Source organism: Pseudomonas sp. (assembly GCF_026224925.1).
GTDB lineage: Bacteria > Pseudomonadota > Gammaproteobacteria > Pseudomonadales > Pseudomonadaceae > Aquipseudomonas.
The window spans coordinates 1-2,253 of record NZ_JAMFRV010000294.1 but is presented as its reverse complement, the minus strand read 5'-3'; the positions used below and the strand labels follow the sequence as shown (position 1 = coordinate 2,253).

1 protein-coding gene is annotated in these 2,253 nt (G+C 56.9%); it reads right to left on the bottom strand.

The window, feature by feature from the left end; genetic code table 11:
* Positions 1 to 9: 9 nt before the first annotated feature.
* Positions 10 to 2,061: a bifunctional diguanylate cyclase/phosphodiesterase gene (locus M0974_RS12680; protein WP_297836800.1), complete on the bottom strand. Its 2,052-nt coding sequence runs from the start codon at positions 2,059 to 2,061 to the stop codon at positions 10 to 12.
* Between the last annotated feature and the right edge of the window lie 192 nt (positions 2,062 to 2,253).

The window sequence follows — 2,253 nt, the reverse complement described above, 5'->3', positions numbered from 1 at the left end:
CATATCGCGTTACATCGTGGCGGCGTGAGTCCGCTGGGCTTGCTTGAGATAGGCCAACAACTCTCGGGCCGGCAGAGGTTTGCTGTAGAGATAGCCCTGACCTTCGTGACAGCCTTCGGAGATGATGTAAGCCTCTTGCTCGGAGGTTTCCACCCCTTCGGCAATCACCTGCATTCCGAGGCTTTTGCCCAGCTGGATGATCGCGCGAACGATGGTCGCGTCGTCGTCGTCATCGATAAGATCCTGAACGAAGCTTTTGTCGATCTTGATTTTGTCCAGCGGCAAGCTTTTGAGGTAACTCAGGGATGAATAGCCGGTGCCGAAATCATCGATGGCAATCAAAGCCCCGGAGCGACGCAAGCTCAACAAGTGTTGCGCGGCAGTGCTGATGTCTTCCATCAGGCCGGTCTCGGTAACTTCCAGCTCCAGGCTGCGCGGCGGCAGGCGATAGATTTGCAGCAGGTTGTTCACAACCCGTGGCAGCTCGGCGTGGTGCAGTTGAACAGTGGACAGGTTGACCGCCATGCGTAAGTCGCTGAAACCCTGGTCATGCCATTCACGCAATTGCCGGCACGCTTGATCGAGCACCCACTCGCCAATCGCGATGATCGAACCGTTTTGCTCCGCCAGCGGGATGAACAGGTCCGGCGGCACCAAGCCGTGTTCCGGGTGTTGCCAGCGCAGCAGGGCCTCGACGCCCACCACTCGGTTATCGCGATAGCTGATTTGCGGCTGGTAAACCAGGTACAGCTGATTGCGTGGCAAGGCTTCGCGAAGGTCTTTTTCAAGCTCGCGGCGCCGACGCATTTCGCTGTCAACGCTGGCGATGTAGAACTGATAACGGTTGCGTGAACGAGTCTTGGCCAAGGTCATTGTTTGCTCGGCTTTTTGCAGCAACTTCTCGGTAACGTCGCCGTCCTCCGGGAACAGAGTGATGCCAATCGTGGCGCGCAGGCGGATTTCCTGCTGATCGAGGGCGAATGGCGCTTCAAGGTCATCGAGAATATTTTGTGCCAGTTCGGCAGCCTCGTAAGGCTGTTCTATATCGGCTTGAACCAGTGCGAACTGATCGCCGCCCAGGCGCGCAAGGGCACCGAGGCGCCCGCTGTGACCGCGCAAACGGTCAGCCAGTGCCAAGAGCAATTGGTCGCCGGTCTGATAGCTAAACTGTTCGTTGATGCCTTTGAAATCATCCAGGCCCACACACAACACGGCAACGCGTCGCTGCAGGCGGCCAGCGTCGACGAGAATCTTGTCCAACTGCTGTTGAAACTGCTGACGGTTGGGCAAGCCCGTGAGGAAGTCGTATTGCGCCATGCGCAACAGGCTATTTTCAGCTTCGTGGCGTAAATGGGTGTTGCGCTCGATCGATGCCAACAGCTGATTGGCAGTATTGACCCAGACGCCCAGTTCATTTTTTTCGTGGCCCTTCAGTAACGGCAATTGATGCTCGCTGGGCCGGTCGGGATTGATGTTGGTCAGATGCTCAATGATTTTCGACAGCGGTTTGGTCAGCAGCCAGTGATAGACCAAGTACAGCACCAGGCCCATGGCCAACGCGCGCAATACCCCGGAAATAAAGATGATCACCGAATTGACGATAAACCCCTCGCCGTAATCGGCGGTGTCGAGGGTGATGCGCAAGTCGCCGTAATATTCACTGTAAGGACCGCGCCCCACCAATGGCGTGGTGAAGCTGCGCTCCTGGCCGAGGATCGGGTCGGTCAGCCAGCGAGTCGGGGTTTGCCGCAAGTCACGGGATTTTTCCGCGAGCATGGTTTCGTTGGGGTGGCCGATGGAGGCCATGCGCACGGCATTGTCCTGAAACAGGCCTTCAATGACTTGCATGCCCATCTCTTTGTCCAGGCTGTAGACCGCTTGGGTCGACGGGTCGCGGAACATGTCGAGAATGCGCTCTGCGTCGTGGGCGACCGCTTGCCGAGTCTTATAGGCATCGAAGACGATCTGTGCACAACTCAATACCACCCCGACGATCAGCGCTGAAAGCAATACCACGCGCAGCAACTTCACCGACAGGCTGTTTTTAAGTTCCAGCTTCAAATGGTTATTCCTTAATCCGTGCTGGGAGCGCGATTGTCCACGAGTATTGGCAAACAGTTTCTGCCGTCAAAGGGGGCAGGCGCAGCTAGTGCATCAGTTTTTTTTGCGTGGCCGCCGATGACACCGTTCGATAAACCCGGGTCAGGCCGTCCCTACTGTGTCGGTCAAGCACGTAGGAAACTTGAGGGCCAT